This is a genomic window from Bradyrhizobium sp. USDA 3262, from assembly GCF_054060035.1.
Genome location: NZ_JBSSCT010000001.1, coordinates 7,307,351 through 7,323,911, shown reverse-complemented (window position 1 = coordinate 7,323,911; position 16,561 = coordinate 7,307,351). Strand labels below are relative to the sequence as shown.

Here is a 16,561-nt window from a genome sequence, read left to right as displayed (position 1 = left end):
GGGAGGAAATTTGACGTGGCGACAACGATTTCGAGCACTGTGACGCGCCCTGAGCCGCAGGCCCTGAAGCGCGCGATCGACGCGCTGGCGGCGCGGTTCGGCAACCGGCTCGTCACGTCGCAGGCGGTGCGCGAACAGCACGCCCATACCACGACATGGCTGCCGACCCAGCCGCCGGATGCGGTCGTGATGGCGCAGGAAACCGCCGACATCCAGGACGTGGTGCGAATCTGCGCCGCCAATCGCGTGCCGGTCATCGCCTTCGGCACCGGAACCTCGCTCGAGGGTCAGGTCAACGCGCCCGCGGGCGGCATCTGCATCGATCTGCGCGACATGAACAAGGTGCTCGAGGTGCATGCTGAGGACCTCGACTGCGTGATCCAGCCCGGCGTAACGCGGAAGGCGCTCAACGAGCATCTGCGCGACCAGGGCCTGTTCTTTCCGATCGATCCCGGCGCCGATGCCTCGCTCGGCGGCATGACCTCGACCCGCGCCTCCGGCACCAACGCGGTGCGCTACGGCACGATGCGCGAGAACGTGCTGGCGCTGAAGGTGGTGCGCGGCGACGGCGAGATCATCACGACCGGCACGCGCGCCAAGAAGTCGTCGGCCGGTTACGACCTGACCCATCTGTTCGTCGGCGCCGAAGGCACGCTCGGCATCATCTCCGAACTGACCATCCGCCTGCGCGGCATTCCCGACACGATCGCGGCGGCGGCCTGTTCGTTCGAGACGGTACGCGGCGCCTGCCAGGCCACGATCCTCGCGATCCAGACCGGCATTCCGGTCGCCCGGATCGAGCTGCTCAATGCCGCGCAGGTGAAAGCCTGCAACAGCTATTCGAAGCTGTCGCTGCCGGAGACGCCGCTGCTGCTGCTGGAATTCCACGGCAGTGAGGTCGAAGTCGCCGAGCAGTCGAAGAATTTCCGCGACATCGCCGCCGAATGCGGCGGCGGCGACTTCACCTGGACCACCAAGCCGGAAGACCGCACCAAGCTGTGGCAGGCCCGGCACGACGCCTACTGGTCCGTCAAGGCGCTGCGCCCCGGCGACAGCATCGGCGTGGTCGCGACCGACGTCTGCGTGCCGATCTCGCGGCTTGCCGACTGCGTCACCGAGACCGAGGAGGATCTCAAGCGGCTCAATCTGCTGTCGCCGATCGTCGGTCATGTCGGCGACGGCAATTTCCACTGCTCGCTGCTCTGCGACGTCGACAACAAGGACGAGATGGCGCGCGGCGAGGAGTTCATGCACCGCCTGGTCGAGCGTGCCCAGGCCATGGGCGGCACCTGCACGGGCGAGCACGGCATCGGGCAGGGCAAGCAGAAATATTTGCAGGCTGAGCTCGGGCCGGAGGCGCTCGACGCGATGCGGGCGCTGAAGCATGCGCTCGACCCGCAAAACATCTTCAATCCCGGAAAGATCGTCCCGGCCGCCTGAGGCGCCGTCACGCCGCGCAGGGTCCGCCAACGTCCGCGCGGCGCGCGTCGTGCGTGGAACTTTTCCGCCAGCCCGGCGTCTCTCTTGTGTTGCCGCGATGTGTGCGGTGCGCGGAGGAGAACGCCGTGATCGGACGGGTATTCGGAATTGCGGTTGTGGTCCTTGCGATGGCGCTGTCGGGCGATGCGATCGCCCGAGGCGGTGGCGGGCACGGTGGCGGCCATGGCGGAGGACATGGTGGCGGCCATGGGCATGGTGGTGGCCACGGGCACGGCGGTGGCCATGGACGTGGCGGGCATGGCTTCGGCCACATGCATTTTGGCGGCGGCCATCATGGCGGGTTCGGCCGCTCGCACGCGATCTCGCGATCAGGCTTCGCCGGCCATGGCGCCTTCGCGTCGCGCGGGGGCGGCAATTTCGGCCGGATGCGAAATGCCGCGATCGCACCAGGCCATATGCGCAATACGTTCAACTCGCTGTCGCGCACCGGCGCATTGCGCAACGGCCGGCTGTTGAGCAACCCGGCGGCGCGCGCGCAGATCGCCGCGGCCGCGGCGCTCGCCGGCTGGCACGGCGGGGCGGTGGCCAACGGATGGTGGCAGCATCCCGGCGGCGGCTATGGCTGGGTCGGCCCGCTGTTCTGGCCGTTCGCGTACAACGACATCTACGACTACGCGATCTGGGGCGACGACATCGGATTCTGGGGCTACGGCTATCCGGACATCTATGCCGGCATCTTCGGGCCTTATGGGTATGACGATCTCCGGGGCTATCTGCCGGAGCGCCGGACGGGCCGCCGTTACCGCGGCGGCGGGCGCATCGAGCAGATGTGCGGCAATGACAGCCGTTCGGTCGCCGGCCTGCCGGTGGATCAGATCGCGGATACGGTGCAGCCGACCGAAGCGCAATCGGCGGCGCTCGGCGAGCTCGGCAACGCGTCGCTCGCGGCTGCCCAGGTCATTCGGGCGGCATGTCCTGCGCAGGTGGTGTTGACGGCGCCGAACCGCCTCGCCGCCATGCAGCAGCGGATCGAAGCGATGGTCACTGCGGTCGGAATCGTGAAGCCTCCGCTGGAAAGATTCTACGGCCTGCTCGATGACGAGCAGAAAGCGCGGCTCAACGCGCTCGCCGAGAACCAGCGCAAGGAAGCCGCGGCCCGTGATCCGAGCGCGACGGTCGCCCAGAGCTGCGGCGCTGCACAGCCTGCGATGCAGGAATGGCCGACCGGCGAGATCGAGGCGCGGCTGCAGCTCAGCGACACCCAACGCGGTGCGCTTCAGGTGCTGCAGGACGCCAGTGCCGACGCCGCGCGGAAGCTGAAGGCCGCGTGCCAGACCAACGAGGCGATGACCCCGCCCGCGCGTCTTGCCTTCGTTGCCAAGCGGCTCGACGTCATGCTGCAGGCGGTCAGGGATGTCCGCGCCGCGCTTGAGAATTTCTATGCCACGCTCAGCGATGAGCAAAAGGCGCAGTTCGAGGCGATCGGGCCGAAACGATCTGCGTAGAGTGTTGTCGGTTCGCGCGAAAACGCGGCAAGCGAGAGTCCCGCAGCCTCGGCTCTGACGCAATCAGAACCGAAATGGGCTTTATTCCATGAATTCGACATCGATTCGCGCGGGGATCGGCGGCCGGTGTGGCCGCCGGGCCATAGTGTGCACCTCTTGCTCGGCACCGAGTGGACTCCGCGGTTCACAGGTTGCGCCAAGGCCAGCTATGCTTGCCGTGCTTTTTTCAAGGTGCGGCGATGTGGTGGTTCAACAAGGCCGGGCGCAAGGATATCTGGGACGATCCCGTCGAGCGTCCGCTCGGCGACATCGAGGCTGCGCAGCGGATCCGTGCGATCTGCCGCGATGCCGCCGGCTGTGCCGAGGCGGTTGGCTCGCCCGACAAACGTTCACCGAACAAGCAGCAGATCGAGCGTGATCGCTACGAGCGTGCCGCCAAGGTCGCGATGGAGACCGCGATGAAGATCTCCGACGAGCTGGTGCGGGATTCCGCGGTGCGCGAGATCGTCGGCCTCTGCATGAAGGCCAATAACATCAAGACGGGGCGGGCGCTGTTTCGTGCCATCCACGCCGGCTCGATCAAGGCGGAAGTTTTGAGGGAGCATCCGACGCTCGAGGGCGAGCAGGCCTGAGGCCGTTCGGTCGAGACGAGTGCCCGTAGCCCGGATGGAGCGCAAGCGAAATCCGGGACGGTTCACCAACGCGCGAGAAAATCCCGGATTACGCTTCGCTTCATCCGGGCTGCGCAGCTGAGTCGCCCAAAATTTGTAGCTCCGTCATTGCGAGGAGCGATAGCGACGAAGCAATCCATGCTTCCGCATATGCCACGCGATGGATTTGCTTCGCTTTGCTCGCAATGACGGAGGATAGTGCGTAGCCCGCATGAGCGAAGCGATATGCGGGAACGGTTTCCCGGGTATCGCTTCGCTCACCCGGGCTACGGACTGATCCCGTCAATCTCTACGCCTGCCCGCCGAGCGTGCGGACCGCTTCGTCGACGCTGCGGAAGACGTGGTCCCGCGGCAACACCTCGTAGAGACCGAAGCGCTCGAAGGCGTCCTGCGCGCGCTCGGATTCGAGCCGCGCCACCGCCACCGTCACGCCGTCATCGCGGCATTCGCGGAACAGGTCGCGCAGCGCCTGCGCCGCCGTGAAATCGATCTCGATCATGCCGCTGGCCTCGATCACCAGCAGCCGCGGTTTCGGTGTCGCCCCGCTGATGGTCTTGAGCACGCCGCTGTGGAAGCTTTCCGCGTTGAGGAACGACAGCGGCGCCTGCAGGCCGACGACGGCAATGCCGGGCGTGCGCTCGCCTGTGACGTGCGGGCCCGTCGGCCACCAGATCGTGGTGCCGGGTACGTGCACGAATTCGGCAAGCTGGCCGCGCGTCGTGGTCCAGATGCCGTGCAGCAGCGACAAGGCGATGCCGACGGCGACGCCTTGCTCGATCGGCAGCACGATGATCGCGGCTGCTGTCGCCACCACCAGCAGGAATTCATAGAATGACTGACGGAAGATCGCGACGATCTGCTTCACGCGGATGATGCGCAGTGCCACGAACAGCAGAACCCCGCCGAGTGCCGCGTCGGGCACGTGCTGCAGCAGCGTCGCGCCGAACGCGAGCAGCGCGAGCACGATGGCCGCGGCAAACAACCCCGAGAGCTGCGTATGTCCGCCGGTCTCCGACACGATGCCGGTTCGCGGCGGACTGGCGTTGACCGGAAATGCGCCGAACAGTCCGGACAGCAGGCTGCCGGCGCCGGCGCCGAGGAAGTCGCGATCGACGTCGGCCGGCTTGTCCGGATCGGACAGGAACGAGCGCGTCGTCGCGGCGGTCTGCACCATGACGACAACCGCGATCAGGATCGCCAGCGACAACAGCTTGATCCATCGCTCCGGCGCAATGTCCGGAAACGATGGCGTCGGCAGCGTCCCGGGCACGGTGCCGACCACCTTGACGCCCTTGCTTTCGAGATGGCCGGCGATCACGGCGACGGTGGCTACGACAAGGCCGATCAGCGCGCCGGGAATGCGTACGCTGATCTTCTCCGATCCGGCGACCAGCGCCAGCACGCCGAGGCCGATCGCCAGCGTGTAGAAGTTGGTTTGGCCGATCTCTTCAGTGAGCAGCCCGAGCTTGTAGAGCGTCGGCCCGTCCGGGGTGGTCAGGCCGAGCACGCCGGGCAATTGCGAGACCAGGATGTGGACCGAGATGCCGGCAAGGAAGCCGACCGTCACCGGCGTCGACAGCAAATTGGCGATCCAGCCGAGCTTGAACAGGCTGCCGGCGATCATGATCGCGCCGACCATCAGCGCCAGCGCCATCGCGAGCGCCTGATAGTCTGGCGAGCCGGCGGTCGCCATCAGCGCGAGGCCGCCGGCGAAGATCGGCGTGATCGTGGAGTCGGCGCCGCACGACAGGAAGCGGTTGGCGCCGAACATCGCAAAGCCGATCGAGCCGGCCATGAAGGCAAAGAAGCCGATCTGCGGCGAGAAGCCACCGAGCCGCGCGGTCGCCATCTGCTCCGGGATCGCGATCGCGGCGAGCGTCAGCCCGGCGATCAGATCACCCGGCAGGTCGCTTGGCCGGAACGACTGCAGCGAACTGAAGATCGGCCAGCTGGCGCGCGTCTGACGATCCTGGCCCATCGGGGTCCCATGAGTATTGCGGCGATTCCGCAATAGTCCGACATGGCGCGGCCAAAAGCCAGCGGCCGGCGCCGGCGCGAAGGCCTAGCCGATATTTTGCAGCGCCGGGAAGGTTTCCAGCAGCCAGACGCTGACGCTCGAGACTGCGCCGGTCAAGAAGCCGATGCCGGTGACCACCATCAGCACGCCCATCACCCGTTCGACGGTGTCGAGATGGCGCTTCATCCGCGCGAACAGCGAGGAGAACTGCTTGACCATGAAGGCCGCGAGCAGGAACGGGATGCCGAGCCCGGCGGAATAGACCGCGAGCAGGCCGGCGCCTTTTGTCACCGTGGCCTCCGCGGCCGCGATCGAGAGGATCGCCGCCAGGATCGGCCCGATGCATGGCGTCCAGCCGAAGGCGAAGGCCAGGCCCATGACATAGGCGCCCCACAGCCCGACCGGTTTCGGCGCGGTCAGCCGTCCCTCGCGCATCAGCAGGCCGATCCGGGTCACGCCGAGGAAATGCAGGCCCATGATGATGATGACGATGCCGGCCAGGATCGAGAACTCGGCCGACCAGGCGCGCACCAGCCCGCCGACGAAGGACGCGCTGGCGCCGAGCGCGACGAACACGGTGGAGAAGCCCAGCACGAACATCAGCGCCGCCGTCATCACCGCGCGCTTGGAGGCCGCGGTGGCGCCGTCCTGGTTGACCTGCTCGATGGTCGCGCCGGTCAAATAGATCAGATAGGGCGGCACCAGCGGCAGCACGCAGGGCGACAGGAAGCTGACCAGACCGGCGATCAGGGCCGCCGGGATCGAGACGTCGTGCATCAATGAAACCTTCGCAGATAGCGCTCCTGTCTTGGCGTCTACGCGGCCAACAATCCAGAAGTTTCGTCGTCGCAGCCTTCAACTATGGTCACAGGGTCGTGTGCGGGTCGACTCTGACGTGGCGGGCGCGGAATGACGGTGAGGTGAGCACGCCGCGCGGCTCCCACTCCCGCAAGGGGGGAACCCTTCCGGCGGTGCCTCGCTCACGCGTCAATCACTGATGCGGATTCTTGACCGCAAGCGGCACCACACATTCGCTGTCGTCCCGGCCTAGTGCGCAATTACGCACGGGGGGCCGGGACCCATAACCACCGCGGCAAATGGTTGCGCAATGCTGGAACGACGAGTCCCGCCGACAACATCGGCCGCGGCGTATCGGTCCCTGCTTTCGCAGGGACGACGATTGGGATGTAGGTCACGCCCCATATTCGATGTCGTCCTGGCGAAAGCCAGGACCCATTACCCCAAATGTCAGGTCTTGCGCGACGCTGGGGCCACGATCCCGGTCACAACCACTTGCGGTGGTTATGGGTCCTGGCTTTCGCCAGGACGACCATGTGGAAGCAGTGAGCTCATCACGACCGCAGTCACCAACATCATCGGCGCTTGGCTGGACGCGGCGTGTCGAACTCCCGGCCACGGATTCGCACCAGATCGTCGGCGGAATTCGCCAGCAGCACGACCGTAGCTTGGCGCGCGCCGTCTGCATCTCCGGCGGAGATCGCGTCCAGCACTGCGCGGTGCTCGCGCAACGCCCGCGGACGGTGCGAGCCCGGTGCTGCGATCGTAAAACTCTGGCGCAGCATGATCTCGAACATCTGCGCGATCGGCCAGAAGAACTCGTTGCGGGTGGCGAAATAGATCGCCTGGTGGAACGCAATGTCGGCGGCGACGAACTCCTCATTGGTCTTTGCCGCGTCCATGCCGTCGCATCCGGCGCGGATGCGGGCGACGTCGACCTCCTCGGCATGGTTCGCCGCGAGCGCCGCCGCGGCCGGCTCGACCGCGGCGCGCAGCTGGAACAGCTTGGCCAGATAACGGTCGATCTCCGCGCTCTCGAGGTGCCAGCGCAGCACGTCGGGATCGAGCTGATTCCACTGCTCTGGCGGCCGGACCCGCGTGCCGCTCTTGGGTCGGGATTCGATTAGGCCCTTGCCGGTCAAGGTGCGGATCGCCTCGCGCACCACGGTGCGGCTGACGTCCATCATCTCGCAGATCCGGATTTCCGGCGGCAGCGTCTCGCCGACGCCGATCTCGCCGCGCACGATGCTGCTGCCGACGCGGTCGGTGACCTGGCTGTGCACGCTCCGACGCAACGCGTTGGATGTCTGGAACATCGAGGGCCTCCCTGCGGTTGCAGCCTGCGCCGCCGCCGAGCCGCGCCCTTGCACAACCGTATCCGTTTTGTCATACATTATGACAAATCGGCTGCCAAGCTCACGCCGTCAAGCGGCCGGCCAACACAACAAAAGATCCGTTCCCGGGGAGGAGCACCATCATGACGTCGAACCGCGTGAGCCGCCGCATTGTGCTGCAGTCGTCGGTCGCCGCGACCGCGTGGATTGCCGCCGCGCCTGCCATCATCGGCCGCGCCGAGGCCGCGACCATGAAGATGCGATGCTCGTCGTCGCTTCCGAACGATCCCAAATACGCCAATGGCCGCGTCTACTACGACAATCTGGTCAAGAGCCTGAAGGCGAACGGGCTCGGCGAGCAGATCGAGGTCACCTTCTTCCCCGACAACCAGCTCGGCCAGGAGATCGACGTCATCAACTCGGTGAAGCTCGGGGTGATCGACCTGATGGTGTCGGGCTCGTCGATCTCGGCGAATCTCGTGCCGCTGGTCGGCACCTTCGACCTCGGTTACCTCTTCACCAGCTTCCAGCAGCAGACCAAGGCGTTCGACGCCGGCGCGGCGAAGCCGATCGAGGCTGCGCTGCTCAAGGGCGCCAGCATTCACATCATCGGCTGGGCCTATAATTTCGGCGCGCGCAGCGTGCTGGCGAAGAAGCCGGTGAAGACGCCGGAGGATCTCGCCGGCCTGAAAATCCGCACGTTGCCCAATCCGATCATCACCGAGTGCCTGCGGCTGATGGGGGCCGCCGCAACGCCGCTGGCGTTCGGCGAGATCTACACGGCGCTGCAGGCCGGCGTGCTCGACGGCCTCGAACACGATCCGCCGACCATCCTGGCGAGCAAGTTCTACGAGACGGCGAAGCACTATGCGCTGACCCAGCACATCTTCTCGCCGCTCGCGGTGTATTTCAGCGACACCAGCTTCAACCGCATGGCTCCCAAGCTGCGCGAAGGCTTTCTCGACGCGGCGAACAAGGCCGCGACCGACACCCGCGCGCACGGTCTTGCGGTGGAGAAGGAGGCGCTGGCGGCGCTGGTGGAGAAGGGCGTCACCGTCGTCGAATGCGACAAGGAGGCGTTCCGCAAGCGCGTGCTGCCGCAGACCGATAATTTCATCAAGGCGCGGCCCGAGTCCAAGGCCGTCGTCGACCTGATCCGCGCCACGCAGGCCTGAGGTCGGCGCATGTCAGTGGCCGCAGTCGAGGCGAGAAGCAGCGCTGATCGGATCACGGCGCCGCTGCTCGCCGTCAGCGACGCGATCGCCGCGCTCCTGCTTGCCGCCGATCTCGTGGTGGTCTGCGTCTCGGTGCTGGCCCGCTTCCTGTTCAATGCGCCGGTCGAATGGTCCGACGACGTCGCCCGCGGCCTGATGGTCGGGTCGAGCTTCTTCGGCGCCGCAAGCGCGCTCGCGCGCAGCGAGAATCTCGGCGTCGCCTTCTTCGTCAACATGCTGCCGCACGCCCTGCGGCGGATGGTCGACGCGGTCGGTGCGCTGCTCGTCACCATCATCGCCGGCTATGTTGCGTTCAATGCCGTCAAGATGGGCTGGCTGACCACCGGCCAGACCTCCGGCTCCGGCCTGCCGCTGGAATGGACGTTCTATCCGATGGGGATCGGCGCGGCGTTCATGACGATCTTCGCGTTCGAGACGTTCTGTGGCCGGCCGCTGCGCGACATGGCGGCAGCCATCGTCGCGACCGCCGTCATCGTCGGCCTGTATCTCGCCTGGGATGCGCTGGCGCCATCGTCCGTGCTGTCGTCGCAGGCGTTGATGCTGATCGGCTTCTTCCTCACCTTGTTCGGCGGACTGCCGATCGGCTTTGCGCTGGCGCTGGCGGCGCTGATCTTCATCTGGGTCGAGGGCACGCTGCCCGGCGTGATCTTCGCCCAGCAGATGGCGCGCGGCATCGACAATTTCGTGCTGCTCGCGATCCCGTTCTTCATCCTGGTCGGCTACCTGATGGAAGCCAACGGCATGTCGGTCCGGTTGATCGAGCTGCTGCAGCGCGCGGTCGGACGGATGCGCGGCGGGCTCAACGTCGTCATGGTGATGTCGATGGTGCTGTTCTCCGGCATCTCGGGCTCCAAGATGGCCGACGTTGCCGCGGTCGGCTCGGTGCTGATCCCGGCGGCGCGCCGCTCGCGGCAGAATCCGGGCGGAGCCGTCGCGCTGCTCGCGGCCTCCGCTGTCATGGCGGAGACCATTCCGCCCTGCATCAATCTCATCATCCTCGGCTTCGTCGCCAACCTCTCGATCGGCGGACTGTTCGTCGCCGGCATGCTGCCGGCCGCGCTGATGGCGCTGGCGCTGATTGCGGTGTCGATCATCTTCGGCAAGCGTCCCGCCGCGAACGTGGAAGCCGAGCCGCGCGCCGCGGTATCGGGACTCTGGACCGGTGCGATCGCCTCGTTCGGGCTAATCTTCATGATCTTCTTCGGCTTCAAGAGCGGCTTTGCCACCGCGACCGAGATCTCCGCCTTCGCCGCGGTCTATGCCATCGCCGTCGGCAGCCTGCTGTTCCGCGAGCTCGGCGCGAAGAGCCTCGCGCACTGCTTCGTGCAGTCGGCTGTTCGTTCGGGGCTGGTGCTGTTCATCGTCGCCGCGGCGCAGTCGCTGGCCTTCATCCTGACGCTGCAGCAGGTGCCGCATGCCGTCGGCGACCTCATGCTGGCGATCTCGGGCAGCCACGGGGTCTGGCTGTTCATGCTGCTGTCGATCCTGGTGCTGGTGGTGATGGGCTCGGTGCTCGAAGGCGCCGCGGCGCTGATCATTTTCGGCCCGCTGCTGCTGCCGGTTGCCGTCAAGCTCGGCATCGATCCGCTGCATTTCGGCGTCGTGCTTGTGATCGCGATGGGGCTTGGGCTCTTTGCCCCACCACTTGGCCTTGGGCTCTACGGCGCCTGCCTGATCGGCAACGTGCCGATCGAGCAGACCATCAAGCCGATCGCGGGCTATCTCGGCCTGCTGTTGCTGTGCCTGCTGGTGATCGCCTTCGTACCGGCGATCAGCACGGCCTTGCCGCATGCGCTCGGCTATTAGGGGGATGCGATCGTGAAGGTGCTGCTCGCCCATACCCCGCAGATGCGCCGCGATTATTACGGCGAGCGCAGCCTGAACGGCCTGCGCGCGGTCGCCGACGTCAAGTTGCACGAGGGGGAGGAGGCGCTCGACGCGGCCGCGCTGGTCAGGGCCGCGGCTGATGTCGACATCATCGTCGCCGACCGCATGACCCAGGGGCCGGGAGCAATCTTTCGGCAGCTGCCGAAGCTGCGCGCTTTTGTGCGGTGCGCGGTCGATATCCGCAATATCGACGTGGCCGCGGCCTCCTCCGCCGGCGTGCTGGTGACGCAGGCGAGTGCCGGCTTCGTCCAGTCGGTCGCCGAGCTCGCGCTCGGCTTCATGGTCGATCTGTCGCGCGGCGTCTCGCGGGCGACCGCGGACTATCATGCGGGCAGGGCGCCCGAGGTCGTGATGGGCCGCCAGCTTGCGGGAAGCACGATCGGCATCATCGGCTATGGCAGCATCGGGCGCTATCTTGCCGGGATCGCAAAAGTGCTCGGCATGAATGTGCTGGTCGCCGATCCCTACGTAACGATCGATGATGCGGCGATCCGGCATCTGCCGCTCGACGATCTGCTGGCACGCGCCGACTACGTTGTCTGTCTCGCGATCGCCAACGCGCAGACCGAGAACCTGATCGGGCAGGCCGCACTGGCGCGGATGCCGAAGCATGCATTCTTCATCAACCTTTCGCGCGGAAACCTCGTCGACGAGGCGGCGCTGTCGGCCGCGCTGCGCGATGGCCGCATCGCGGCTGCCGCGATGGATGTCGGCCGCGCGCCGGACCAGATGCCGACGCCCGAGCTTGCGAAGCTGCACAATGTGATCGCAACACCGCATGTCGGCGGTCTGACGCCGCGGGCGATCGAGCATCAGTCATCGGAGACGGTACGCCAGGTCGCGAAGATCATTGCCGGCGAGATACCCGTCGGCGCGGTCAACGCCGGCCACTGGACGCGGCGGCCTCGGCCATGAAAGTTTGGCGAAGCCCAATGTCGTCCGCGGGGCTGGACAAGAGCTTCGCATCCGGCCCAGACTTGGCCCGCATAACCGCGGCCCCTGAGCGCGCGGACAATCAATGAACGGACGTCCCGCAACAAACGACGGGCGCCGAGAGGGAAACAGGGAGGCATCACATGGCTATGTCACGCCGTGACGTTTTGTTGGGCAGCGCCGGCGCATTGGGCGCCGCATCATTTTCCTTCCCAGCGCCTGCCATCGCACAGTCGGAACCGATCAAGATCGGCTGTCTCGCGGCGATCACCGGCCCGAGCTCGGCGCCGACCGTCGGCTTCAATCGCGGCGTCAACTTCGCGGTCGACGCCATCAACGGCGCCGGCGGGGTGAAGGGCCGCAAGATCGAGCTCGTGATGCGCGACACCCAGGGCGATCCGACCAAGGCGGTGAACGCCACGCAGGAGCTGATCAGCCAGGCCAAGGTGCATGCGATCTGGGGCCCGCTGAACTCGGGCGAGGCGCTGGCGACAACGCCGATCATGGCGCGCGCCAAGATGCCGGACCTGCATCCCTGCGTCGTCGAGACCCTGATCGACCCGGTCAAGTTCCCCAACGCGTTCCGCATCGCGCCGTCGAACAACCAATGGGACGATGCCGTGCGCAACTACTGTCTCAAGATCCTCAAGGTGAAGAAGGTCGCGGTGATCGGCGACACCACCGGCTATGGCGTCACTGCGGTCGGCGCCTCCGTCGCGGCATTCAAGAAGGACGGCGCCGAGGTGGCCTATCAGGCCAATATCGACGCCACGCAGCCCGACATGACGCCGGATATGCTGCGCGCCAAGAATGCCGGCGCGGAAGCGATCGTGGTATGGAGCGTCTCGACCGGCATGGAGGCGCGCATGTTCAACACCCGCGCCGCGATGAACTGGGACGTGCCCTTTGTCGGGCATCCCTCGATGGCGTCGGGCGAGCTTGCGAGCCTGGTCGCCAAGCCGGAGAACTGGAAGAAGGTCTATGCGATCGGCTACAAGAGCTGCAGCTATGACGGCGCCGGCAAGCTGCCGCCGAAGAGCGCGGACCTGGTCGCGCGCCTGACCAAGGCCAACATCGCGCTGAACGACACGTTGTTGTGGTGGGTCGCCGGCGGCATCGATTGCATCGAACTGATCGCAAAGGCGGTCGCCGAAAGTGGCTCGACCGACAGCGCCGGCATCATCAAGTACTGGAACACGCTGTCGACCTATCCCGGCTATTTCGGCAATTACCGCTTCTCGCCGACCGAGCACAACGGCTATTTGACCGAAGAGATCGTGATGTCGGAAGCCTCTACCGCCAAGGACGGCACCTTCGCGCTGGCGCCGGGGTACACATAGAAGGGCGAGGGCGCAGCCGATGCTGGCCTCGATCCTTGCATCCGGTCTCGCGGCGGGCGCGATCTACGCGCTCGTCGGCGTCACCTACAACACGATGTTCTCGACCTCGCGGGTGATGAGCTTCACCGCCGGCCAGCTGGCGATGCTGGGCGGCGTGTTCGGCTCGATGTTCACGCTGAAGCTCGGCCTGCCCATTGCCGTCGGCTTCGTGCTGACGCTGCTCTGCTGCGCGGTGATCGGAATCATCACCGAATTCGTCGCGGTGCGGCCGGTGCTCAAGAGCCTCGACCAGCATCTCTACGTGCTCTCGACCCTCGCGGTCGCGCTGATGATCCAGCAAATCACCGCGATCAAATGGGGCACCGAGCCGCAGCCGTTCCCGCGCATCGCAGGATTCGGCGAGGGCGTCCTCGATGAGAAGTTCTGGCTGCCGGTCCTCGCCTGCGCCGTCACCATCATCGGCCTTGAATGGCTCTACCGCCGCACCCTGGTCGGCCGCGCGTTCCTCGCCATCGCGGAGGATAATTTTGCGGCACGGGCGCTCGGCTTGCCCGAGCGCAATCTGCGCGTCGCGAGCTACGCACTTGCCGGCGTGGTCGGCGGCATCGCCGGGTTTTCCGGCGGGCAGTTGCTGCTCGCCTTCTTCGCCAACGGCGCGCTGCTCAACTTCTACGGCTTCGTGCCGGTGGCGCTGGGCGGGCTCGGCAACAACAGAGGCGCGATCATCGGCGGGCTGGCGCTCGGCCTGTTCCAGCAGGCCGCGAACTTCCTGGTCGGCGGCATCTTCTCCTCGGTCGCGGTGTTCACGCTGTTCATCGTGGTGCTGCTCGCCGCGCCGCAAGGGCTGTTCGGCGCTTCGACCGCGCGGAGGGTGTGATGACGTCGGTCGTGGCCACTCCGTCCCGAACCGACAGCGGCGCATGGCGCACGGCGCTGCCGCACGTCCTGCCGTTCCTCGGCATTCTGGCGGCGGCGGTGCTGCTGCCGTTCGTCAGCAACGATTACTGGGTGCTGATCGGCACCCGCATGGCGATCTATTGGGTGCTGGTGTCGGGCCTCAATCTGGTGGTCGGCTTTGCCGGTCACCTTGCGATCGGCTATGTCGCGCTGCTGACGCTCGGCGCCTACACGACGAGCGTGCTGGTTGCCGGCAATGTGATGCCGGCGATTCCGGTGTTCGTCGCCTTGCCGATCGCCGGCTTGATCGGCGCGATTTTCGGCGTGGTCGTCGGCCTGCCGGCCCTGCGCCTGCGCACCTTCTACTTCGCGATGTCGACGCTCGGCTTTGCGACCATCGTGACCCAGATCGCGCTGGCCTGGCAGAGCGTGACCGGCGGCGGCATCGGCATTGCCGGTCCGGAATTCCCGGTACCGTTCAACACGCCGTGGGGCTTCTACGCCCTCTGCATCGCCTTCGCCGCATTGACCACCTGGATGAGCGCCAATGTCGCGCGCAGCCGGTTCGGTCGCGCGTTGATCGCGGTCCGCGACGCCGAGGTCGCCGCCGAGGCCAGCGGCATCTCCAAGCCGAAAATGCTGATCGCGATCTTCCTGTTCGCCGGCGCGCTGGCGGCGATCGCCGGCGGATTGTTCGCGACCCTGCAGACCTACATCACGCCCGATGCCTTCACCTTCGATCTTTCGGTGCTGTTCTTCATCGCGATCCTGATCGGCGGCCGCGGCTCGATCCTTGGCCCGATGCTCGGCACCATCATCCTGACCATCCTGCCCGAGATCGCGGCGCCGCTCGCGGCATGGTCGACGTTCCTCTACGCGGTGCTGCTGCTCGTGATCGTGCTGGTGATGCCGGGCGGCATCGCGGCGTTGCTCGATTTCCGCAACCGCCGTCCGCTCGCCAGCAACCGCGCCATCGTTCCACGCCCCGCTGCACTCGCCGACATCGTGCGCCGCAGGGACGGCGGCAAAACGCTGCAACTGCGTGGCATCGCGCTGAGCTTCGGCAATGTGAAGGCGATCGACGGTCTCGATCTCGATATCGCGCCCGGCGCGATCCACGGGCTGATCGGACCGAACGGCAGCGGCAAGACCACGACGCTCAACGTGATATCGGGCTATTATGCCGCCAAAGCCGGCACCATGACGCTTGGCGGCGAAGTCCTGGCCGCGGGCCAGCCGGTCAAGCGCGCCGCGTGCGGCATCGCGCGCACCTTCCAGACGCCGCGCGTGGTCGGCGAAGCTTCGGTGCTGGAGAACGTCATGATCGGCGGCTCGATCGAGGGCCGGGCCAATTTCGTCGAGGCGATGCTCGCACTGTCGCGCAACGGCGCCGATGAGCGTCTGCTCGCCGCCAAGGCGCACGCGCTGCTTGGCGTCGTCGGCCTCGAGGCGCTCGCCGACATACGCGCTGATCGCCTGCAGCACAGCGAGCTGCGCTTCATCGAGATCGCGCGGGCGCTGATGCTCGATCCGGACTTCCTGCTGCTCGACGAGCCCGCCGCGGGTCTCTCCAATGACGAGATCGAGCGGCTCGCCAGCCTGATCAAGGCGATCTGCAGCCGCGGCACCGGCGTGCTGCTGGTCGAGCACCATGCCGATCTGATCTTCGATATCTGCCATCAGGTCACCGTGCTCAATCTGGGCCGGACGCTAGCGGCGGGAACCCCGGCGGAGATTCGTGTCCACAAGGAGGTCGTCAGTGCCTATCTCGGCGGCTGAACCGTTGCTCGCGGTCAATGGGCTGGAGTCCGGCTACGGCAAGATCCGTGTGCTGCACGGCATCGACGTCACGATTGCCGCCGGCGAGGTCGTGGCGCTGCTCGGGCCCAACGGTGCCGGCAAGACCACGCTGCTGCGCGCGATGTCCGGACTGTTGCCCGTCACTGCCGGGCGGGTCCGGTTCGGCGACCGCGACATGACCAACGCGACGCCGCGCGATGCCGCGCGGGCCGGGCTCGTGCACGTGATCGAGGGACATCGCGTGTTCACGCAGATCTCGGTGACCGACAATTTGCTGCTCGCCGGTTATGACCTGCCGCGCGCCGAGCGCGCCGTGCGGATCGAGGAGGCGTTGGCGTTCTTTCCCGAGATCGCCGAGAAGCGGCATGAACGCGGCGGCGCGCTGTCGGGCGGGCAGCAGCAGATGCTGACGGTGGCGCAGGGCCTGGTCCGCCGACCTCGGCTCCTGATGCTCGACGAGCCGTCCGCGGGGCTGTCGCCGGTGCTGGTCGATCGGGTCCTCAACGTCATCGGCCGGCTGCGCGAGCAGGGCACCTCTGTGCTGCTGGTCGAGCAGCTGCTGGAAAAGGCGCTCGCCTGTGCCGATCGCGTCTACGCGCTGGTGCAGGGCGCGATCGCGCTGGAGGCGCCGACCGGGGAGAGCGACCTCGCGCACCGGCTCGAGCGCGCCTATTTCGGCCATGAAAGCCACGCGTTAGGGTAAG

Annotated in this window: 13 protein-coding genes; 10 read left to right on the top strand and 3 right to left on the bottom strand. The window is 66.6% G+C overall.

Features of this window, described 5'->3' with window-relative positions:
* Window positions 1–15: 15 nt before the first annotated feature.
* From ACVWYP_RS34685 to ACVWYP_RS34675, 3 genes are all read left to right on the top strand, one after another.
* Window positions 16–1,440: an FAD-binding oxidoreductase gene (locus ACVWYP_RS34685; protein ID WP_304496408.1), complete on the top strand. Its 1,425-nt coding sequence runs from the start codon at window positions 16–18 to the stop codon at window positions 1,438–1,440.
* Between the two features lie 125 nt (window positions 1,441–1,565).
* Window positions 1,566–2,945 (top strand): Spy/CpxP family protein refolding chaperone, encoded by a 1,380-nt coding sequence (locus tag ACVWYP_RS34680; protein WP_304496407.1) that lies wholly within the window; start codon window positions 1,566–1,568, stop codon window positions 2,943–2,945.
* A gap of 239 nt (window positions 2,946–3,184) precedes the next feature.
* Window positions 3,185–3,577 (top strand): hypothetical protein, encoded by a 393-nt coding sequence (locus tag ACVWYP_RS34675; protein WP_028342150.1) that lies wholly within the window; start codon window positions 3,185–3,187, stop codon window positions 3,575–3,577.
* Between the two features lie 328 nt (window positions 3,578–3,905).
* Here the strand turns inward: ACVWYP_RS34675 and ACVWYP_RS34670 are convergent, their stop codons facing one another.
* From ACVWYP_RS34670 to ACVWYP_RS34660, 3 genes are all read right to left on the bottom strand, one after another.
* Window positions 3,906–5,594: a SulP family inorganic anion transporter gene (locus ACVWYP_RS34670; protein WP_304496406.1), complete on the bottom strand. Its 1,689-nt coding sequence runs from the start codon at window positions 5,592–5,594 to the stop codon at window positions 3,906–3,908.
* An 84-nt stretch (window positions 5,595–5,678) separates the two neighbouring features.
* Entirely contained in the window at window positions 5,679–6,410 is a 732-nt protein-coding gene (locus ACVWYP_RS34665) for a cytochrome c biogenesis CcdA family protein (RefSeq protein WP_155258603.1), read from the bottom strand.
* A 596-nt stretch (window positions 6,411–7,006) separates the two neighbouring features.
* Window positions 7,007–7,747, bottom strand: a complete 741-nt coding sequence (locus ACVWYP_RS34660; RefSeq protein WP_304496405.1) for a FadR/GntR family transcriptional regulator — start codon at window positions 7,745–7,747, stop codon at window positions 7,007–7,009.
* A gap of 161 nt (window positions 7,748–7,908) precedes the next feature.
* Between ACVWYP_RS34660 and ACVWYP_RS34655 the strand changes: the two genes are divergently transcribed.
* The 7 genes from ACVWYP_RS34655 (at window position 7,909) to ACVWYP_RS34625 (ending at window position 16,560) form a co-directional block, all read left to right on the top strand.
* Window positions 7,909–8,940, top strand: coding sequence for a TRAP transporter substrate-binding protein (locus tag ACVWYP_RS34655; RefSeq protein ID WP_453945919.1), 1,032 nt, complete (start codon window positions 7,909–7,911; stop codon window positions 8,938–8,940).
* Between the two features lie 9 nt (window positions 8,941–8,949).
* Window positions 8,950–10,806: a TRAP transporter large permease gene (locus ACVWYP_RS34650; RefSeq protein WP_304496402.1), complete on the top strand. Its 1,857-nt coding sequence runs from the start codon at window positions 8,950–8,952 to the stop codon at window positions 10,804–10,806.
* 12 nt (window positions 10,807–10,818) lie between these two features.
* On the top strand, window positions 10,819–11,802 hold the full coding sequence (locus tag ACVWYP_RS34645) for an NAD(P)-dependent oxidoreductase (protein ID WP_304496401.1): 984 nt from the start codon (window positions 10,819–10,821) through the stop codon (window positions 11,800–11,802).
* Window positions 11,803–11,963: 161 nt separating this feature from the next.
* On the top strand, window positions 11,964–13,160 hold the full coding sequence (locus ACVWYP_RS34640; protein WP_244435725.1) for an ABC transporter substrate-binding protein: 1,197 nt from the start codon (window positions 11,964–11,966) through the stop codon (window positions 13,158–13,160).
* 19 nt (window positions 13,161–13,179) lie between these two features.
* Window positions 13,180–14,037, top strand: coding sequence for a branched-chain amino acid ABC transporter permease (locus tag ACVWYP_RS34635; protein ID WP_018273004.1), 858 nt, complete (start codon window positions 13,180–13,182; stop codon window positions 14,035–14,037).
* A complete protein-coding gene (locus ACVWYP_RS34630; protein ID WP_304496400.1) occupies window positions 14,037–15,836 on the top strand; it encodes a branched-chain amino acid ABC transporter ATP-binding protein/permease in 1,800 nt (599 codons plus the stop codon). The genes ACVWYP_RS34635 and ACVWYP_RS34630 overlap by 1 nt, the downstream gene beginning before the upstream one ends.
* Window positions 15,817–16,560, top strand: coding sequence for an ABC transporter ATP-binding protein (locus ACVWYP_RS34625; protein ID WP_051447974.1), 744 nt, complete (start codon window positions 15,817–15,819; stop codon window positions 16,558–16,560). The genes ACVWYP_RS34630 and ACVWYP_RS34625 overlap by 20 nt, the downstream gene beginning before the upstream one ends.
* The last annotated feature ends 1 nt before the right edge of the window (window position 16,561 follow it).

Excerpts from the sequence above, each read along its gene's own strand:
- ACVWYP_RS34650 (WP_304496402.1), top strand. The coding sequence starts at position 8,950 with ATGTCAGTGGCCGCAGTCGAGGCGAGAAGCAGCGCTGATCGGATCACG.
- ACVWYP_RS34630 (WP_304496400.1), top strand. The coding sequence starts at position 14,037 with ATGACGTCGGTCGTGGCCACTCCGTCCCGAACCGACAGCGGCGCATGG.
- ACVWYP_RS34655 (WP_453945919.1), top strand. The coding sequence starts at position 7,909 with ATGACGTCGAACCGCGTGAGCCGCCGCATTGTGCTGCAGTCGTCGGTC.
- ACVWYP_RS34635 (WP_018273004.1), top strand. The coding sequence starts at position 13,180 with ATGCTGGCCTCGATCCTTGCATCCGGTCTCGCGGCGGGCGCGATCTAC.
- ACVWYP_RS34665 (WP_155258603.1), bottom strand. The coding sequence starts at position 6,410 with ATGCACGACGTCTCGATCCCGGCGGCCCTGATCGCCGGTCTGGTCAGC.
- ACVWYP_RS34640 (WP_244435725.1), top strand. The coding sequence starts at position 11,964 with ATGGCTATGTCACGCCGTGACGTTTTGTTGGGCAGCGCCGGCGCATTG.
- ACVWYP_RS34660 (WP_304496405.1), bottom strand. The coding sequence starts at position 7,747 with ATGTTCCAGACATCCAACGCGTTGCGTCGGAGCGTGCACAGCCAGGTC.
- ACVWYP_RS34675 (WP_028342150.1), top strand. The coding sequence starts at position 3,185 with ATGTGGTGGTTCAACAAGGCCGGGCGCAAGGATATCTGGGACGATCCC.
- ACVWYP_RS34670 (WP_304496406.1), bottom strand. The coding sequence starts at position 5,594 with ATGGGCCAGGATCGTCAGACGCGCGCCAGCTGGCCGATCTTCAGTTCG.